We start from the raw sequence: 4,899 nt of genomic DNA, 5'->3' as shown, positions 1-4,899 counted from the left end.
TCCAGCGCTACAAGGGCCTGGGCGAGATGAACCCCGACCAGCTGTGGGAGACCACGCTGGACGCCGAAGCCCGCACCCTGCTGCAGGTGAAGGTGACCCACGCCGACGACGCCGACGACATGTTCACCCGCCTGATGGGCGACCTGGTCGAGCCGCGCCGCGAGTTCATCCAGGCCAACGCCCTCGACGCCGAGGTCGACGTCTAGTTGAGCAATCGGGCTGGGCGTCGTGCTGTAGCCGCGCAAAGGCGCTCACTTCTTCGGAAGGCACCGGAGAAGCTCCGCTGTCTCGCTTGCGAACGCGTGGGTCAGCAGATGACCAAGGAGCATATCTGGCCACGCTGGATCATAGAGCGAGCCAATGCAGGAGGCGATCAGTTCAAATGGATCGGCGGTAGCAGGGCAACGCCCAACAAGGCTGTCGTTCCGCTTTGCTACGACTGCAATCAGCGGCTTGGCACGGAACTAGAGGGACCAGTCTCCGAAGCATTTCGTGATGTCGAAGCCGGTCACGGGCTCTCAGGCCGCCAATGCGCGCTGCTCGTCAAATGGCTCTGGAAGTTCGAGGGGCTGTTTTGGTGTTGGGAACACCCGCATGGCCGCTACTCCGACCTGTGGTCGGTCACCGAGCGAACCACGCAAGATGCAGCGATCGAGTCGATCGCGGACGGTTTGTCGCTTGGAATCGGGCTGATCCACGCCAACGAGAGAGAGGACGTCTGGCCCGTTGGAGTTGACACACCTTTGGGAGAACAGGGGGTGTGCGTGGCAGGCGTTTTCAGCCGCGTCGCAATCGCGGTCTCGTACTCAGATCTCACGGGGGTCTTCGTGGGCGGGCTGGACTTCCAACCTCTCTCGAGAGACTTCATACGCTCGGATGAGAAGAGCTTTTTCCCCGCCACTCGCTTCCCGACATCAGGCGCTGCCATCGATTTCATGAAGACTGCCGGACCGATCGCGGCCGATCTGCACGAGCGCGCCATGCTCTCGGCTAGGACGCACAGATTTATCCACCCCGCGCCGCGTCGGCGAGTCGAACTGCCGCACTGAGGGCGCACTAACCAGCCAGATTAGGCGAACGCCGTTCCCTGTTGCTCTGCGAACACGCGCCCGCGCCTTCTTGAAGGCGCGAGCGTCTCCTTATGACGCCTGGGTGAAGCTCTGGTGTAGAAGCCGCGACATAAGGCCGAGTCGGGCGGCCGACACATCGACAGGGATCCATGATGAAGATGACGGCGGGTTCGCGGCGCGCGGCGCTGGCGGCGGGCGCGGCTATGGCGGTTCTGGCCGGGGCGAGCCAAGCGCAGGCCCAGGATACGACCCAGGTGGGCGAGGTGATCGTCACCGCCCAGAAGCGGGCGCAGAACATCAACGACGTGCCGGCGGCCGTCACGGCCGTGTCGGGCGAGAAGCTGGACGCCATCCGCTCGTCGGGCGGCGACATCCGGGTGTTCTCGGCCCGGGTGCCCAGCCTGACCCTGGAGAGCTCGTTCGGCCGGACCTTTCCGCGCCCCTACATCCGCGGCCTCGGCAACACCGACTTCGACCTGAACGCGTCGCAGCCGGTCAGCTTCGTCTATGACGAGGTCGTGCTGGAGAACCCGGTGCTGAAGGGCTTCCCGCTGTTCGACATCGACCAGGTGGAAGTGCTCAAGGGTCCGCAGGGCACCCTGTTCGGCCGCAACACCCCGGCCGGCGTGCTGAAGTTCGACAGCGCCAAGCCGACGCAGACGCTGGAAGGCTACGGCCGGGCGTCCTACGCCACCTTCGACACCATCAATCTGGAAGGCGCCGTCTCGGGCCCGATCGTCCCGGGCGTGCTGGCTGGCCGGCTGTCGGCGCTCTACCAGCACCGCGGCGACTGGGTCGACAACACCCTGACGCCCAAGGACAAGGACACCGAGGGTTACGACCAGATCGCCGTCCGCGGGCAGCTGCTGTGGACGCCGACCGAACAGCTCTCGGCGCTCTTGAACCTGCACTACCAGCACCTGGACGGCACGCCGCGGCTGTTCCGGGCCAACATCATCCAGAAGGGCACGAACAACTTCGTCCCCGGCTTCGAGCGCGACGAGGTCAGCCAGGACGCCCAGAGCCGCGCCTACCAGAAGATCGAGTCGTCGGGCGCGAACCTGAAGCTGACCTACGACCTGGGCGACGCCGAGATCACCTCGATCACCGCGTATGAGCGGGTGGACGCCTATTCGCGCGGCGACATCGATGGCGGTTTCGGCGCGGCGTTCCTGCCCGAGTCAGGCCCCGGCGTGATCCCGTTCCCGGCCGAGAGCGCCGACGGCATCCCGTTCCACCGCCAGTTCACCCAGGAAATCCGCGTCAGCGGCGACACCGGACAGCTGGGCTATACGGTGGGCGCGTTCTACTTCAACGAAAGCGTCAAGATCGACAGCTTCGACTACAACACCCTCGCCGGCGGCGCCCTGCAGGGCTATGCCTACCAGAACCAGAAGTCCGAAAGCTGGGCCCTGTTCGCCAACCTGGACTATGACGTCAGCGAGCGTCTGAACGTCGGCGGCGGCGTCCGCTATTCCGACGACAAGAAGGACTTCCTGGCCCAGCGGGCGCTGTCGCCGTTCGGCGCCCCGCCGACCCCGATCCTGCGCACCAGCCCTGACTCGAGCGAGGTCAGCTTCAACGTCAACGCCACCTATGCGGCCACCGACGACCTGAACCTCTACGCCCGCGTCGCCCGCGGCTATCGCGCGCCGTCGATCCAGGGTCGCCTGGTGTTCGGCGACACGCTGTCGATCGCCGAGAAGGAAACGGTGATGTCGTACGAGGCCGGCGTGAAGGGCGTGCTGACCGAGCTGCGCGCCCGCTTCGACGCGGCGGTCTTCTACTACCGGGCCAACGACCTGCAGATCACCGCGGTCGGCGGCGGCGCGAACTTCAACCGCCTGCTGAACGCCGACAAGGCGACCGGCTACGGCTTCGAGTTCAACGCCGAGCTGGAGCCGATCGACCGGCTCGAGCTGACCGCGGGCCTGTCCTACAACAACACCGAACTGCAGGACGAAGACCTGTTCACCCAGCCCTGCGGCGGCGGCTGCACCGTGCTGGATCCGGCCGGCCCCATCGCCGGGACCGTGCGGATCGACGGCAACAGCCTGCCGAACGCGCCCAAGTGGATCGCCAACGTCACCGCCGGCTATTCGTGGCCCGTGGGCGCGGGCGAGTTCTTCGTCTTCACCGACTGGGCCTATCGCTCGAAGGTCAACTTCTTCCTCTACGAGTCGGCCGAGTTCAGCGACGACCGCCTGCTGGAAGGCGGCCTGCGCCTGGGCTACCGCGCGCCGGACCAGCGGTGGGAGGCGGCGCTGTTCGGCCGCAACATCACCAACGACCGCAGCTTGGAAGGCGGCATCGACTTCAACAACCTGACCGGCTTCGTGAACGACCCGCGCACCTGGGGCGTCGAGGTGAAGGCGAGCTTCTAGGAACCGTTCTGCGGGGAAGATTGTCACGGGTGACCCTGGTCGCCTGGCGCACTATCTTCCCCGCATGACCGACACGCTCGACGCCGCCGCTCCAGAAGTCCTGGCCGACATCCCGCGCGAACCGACGCAGGACGGGCCGAAGATCCGCCTCTACCTGGTCGACGGCTCGGGCTTCATCTTCCGGGCGTTCCACGCGCTTCCGCCCCTGACGCGGAAGTCCGACGGCCTGCCGATCGGCGCTGTCTCGGGCTTCTGCAACATGATCTGGAAGCTGCTGGTCGACATGAAGTCGCAGGCGGACGCCCCGACGCACCTGGCGGTGATCTTCGACCATTCCGAAGAGACGTTCCGGAACAAGCTCTACGACCAGTACAAGGCCCACCGGCCGCCGCCGCCCGAGGACCTGCGCCCGCAATTCCCGCTGGTGCGCGAGGCGACCAAGGCGTTCGGCGTCCCCTGCCTGGAGCTGCCGGGCTACGAGGCCGACGACCTGATCGCGGCCTACGCCTGCAAGGTGCGGGACATGGGCGGCGAGGTGGTCATCGTCTCGTCCGACAAGGACCTGATGCAGCTGGTCGGGCCGCAGGTCTTCATGCTGGACACCATGAAGAACGTCCGCATCGGCATCGAACAGGTGATCGAGAAGTTCGGCGTTCCGCCGGAGAAGGTCGTCGATGTGCAGGCGCTCTGCGGCGATTCGGTGGACAACGTGCCCGGCGCGCCAGGCATCGGCATCAAAACCGCCTCGCAGCTGATCAACGAATATGGTGACCTCGACACGCTGCTGGCCCGGGCCGGCGAGATCAAGCAGCCCAAGCGGCGTGAGACCCTGATCGAGTACGCCGACCAGATCCGCCTGTCGCGCGAGCTGGTGAAGCTGGACTGCGACACGCCGCTGCCGTGCCCGCTGGACGAGCTGGCCGTCGACGATCCGGACCCGCAGGTGCTGGCCGACTTCCTCGAGAAGATGGAGTTCCGCACGCTCGCCCGCCGCGTCGGCGACGGCAAGGCCGGCGAGGCTGGGGCGCGTGCGCCGATCGCGACCCCGGCGCCCGAGCGGAAGCTGGAGGCCCCCAAGCACGCCCCCATCGACGTGACGACCTACGTCTGCGTGCGCGACGAGGCGACCCTGGAGGCTTGGATCGCCCGGGCCTACGAGGTGGGCGTCATCGCCTTCGACACCGAGACCGACGCGCTGTCGTCCTCGACGGCGGGTCTCTGCGGGATTTCTCTGGCCGTCGCGCCGGGCGAGGCTTGCTACATCCCCGTGGGCCACTGCGAGACCGACGGCCTGGCCCTGGAAGCCGCCGAGGACCTGACGCAGATCCCGCTGGAGACGGTGATCGCCAGGCTGAAGCCGCTGCTGGAGGACCCGGCGGTCCTGAAGGTGGCGCAGAACGCCAAGTACGACCTGGCCGTGCTGGCTCGCCACGGCATCGACGTGG

At 66.7% G+C, this 4,899-nt stretch carries 3 protein-coding genes and 1 pseudogene; all 4 read left to right on the top strand.

Annotated features, from left to right (window positions below; all coding sequences use genetic code 11):
* A pseudogene (locus RIF93_RS18680) lies at nucleotides 1–206 on the top strand (hypothetical protein); the annotation flags it as partial.
* Nucleotides 207–314: 108 nt separating this feature from the next.
* On the top strand, nucleotides 315–1,049 hold the full coding sequence (locus tag RIF93_RS18675) for a hypothetical protein (protein ID WP_309092958.1): 735 nt from the start codon (nucleotides 315–317) through the stop codon (nucleotides 1,047–1,049).
* Between the two features lie 170 nt (nucleotides 1,050–1,219).
* Entirely contained in the window at nucleotides 1,220–3,454 is a 2,235-nt protein-coding gene (locus RIF93_RS18670; protein WP_309092957.1) for a TonB-dependent receptor domain-containing protein, read from the top strand.
* Nucleotides 3,455–3,518: 64 nt separating this feature from the next.
* The coding region (locus tag RIF93_RS18665) for a 5'-3' exonuclease H3TH domain-containing protein (protein WP_309092956.1) at nucleotides 3,519–4,899 on the top strand (1,381 nt) is incomplete at its 3' end.

Source organism: Phenylobacterium sp. (assembly GCF_031181185.1).
In the GTDB taxonomy this organism is placed as follows: domain Bacteria; phylum Pseudomonadota; class Alphaproteobacteria; order Caulobacterales; family Caulobacteraceae; genus Phenylobacterium.
This window is presented reverse-complemented; position numbering and strand designations above follow the sequence as displayed.

Bases quoted from the DNA above. Each gene is read 5' to 3' on its own strand.
- RIF93_RS18675 (WP_309092958.1), top strand. From the start codon at position 315: ATGACCAAGGAGCATATCTGGCCACGCTGGATCATAGAGCGAGCCAAT.
- RIF93_RS18670 (WP_309092957.1), top strand. From the start codon at position 1,220: ATGATGAAGATGACGGCGGGTTCGCGGCGCGCGGCGCTGGCGGCGGGC.